Source organism: Mycobacterium zoologicum, from assembly GCF_020181635.2.
In the GTDB taxonomy this organism is placed as follows: domain Bacteria; phylum Actinomycetota; class Actinomycetes; order Mycobacteriales; family Mycobacteriaceae; genus Mycobacterium; species Mycobacterium zoologicum.
Window position 1 is genome coordinate 1 of record NZ_JAYJJS010000083.1, and the last position, 648, is coordinate 648.

At 61.7% G+C, this 648-nt stretch carries 1 protein-coding gene; it reads right to left on the bottom strand.

Features of this window, described 5'->3' with window-relative positions:
* Positions 1 to 114 precede the first annotated feature (114 nt).
* Positions 115 to 648, bottom strand: a 534-nt coding sequence (locus K6T84_RS23835) for a group II intron maturase-specific domain-containing protein (protein ID WP_329786996.1), incomplete at its 5' end; no start/stop codon positions are given.

Below are 648 nucleotides of genomic sequence, written 5' to 3' on the forward strand. Positions count from 1 at the left end.
TCATTGGTAGTCAGGGGCGCAGTACTCGCAATGCGAGCCTGTTTCCCCATCCCCCTTTCAATCCGTGCGTGCGGTTTTCCCGCACACGGCTTACCGATGATCTTCTTGACATGGTTACGCAGCCTTCGGGTAACGGATGGTGCCACGAAGCCGGTGCAGGCCGTGCCCGTTAAACCACTCCTCGGTCCACTGCTCGGTTTGCCCAGCACGCAGATTGCGGCCCCGCTTCTTAACCATCAAACGGAACAATCGCATTGTGACGTACCAGTCGAGCTGGCGGAACTTGGCGGCGGCGTTACCGGTACGAAAGTAGTTACCCCAGCCGCGCAGGATCGGATTCAACGTCGCGATCACGGTCCGAACGTCCAGACCGACACGTGAGCGCCCGGTCAGAACGCGAACCTTGTCGCGCAGTCGTTTCATCGCCGTTTGGCTGGGCCAGCGATGCAGGTAATACCGCACGATGCGGCGTTGTTCCCACAACCGCCCCGACATACGCGCCCGGAAGTGACAGCCCAGAAAATCCAGGCCCTCCCGACCGCCACGCAGGTCGACCACCTTCGTCTTGTCCGGATGCAGCCGCAACCCCAACGACGCCAGGATCTCTCCCACCACCGCCAAGGCGTGCTCGGCTTGTGCCGCACTGCG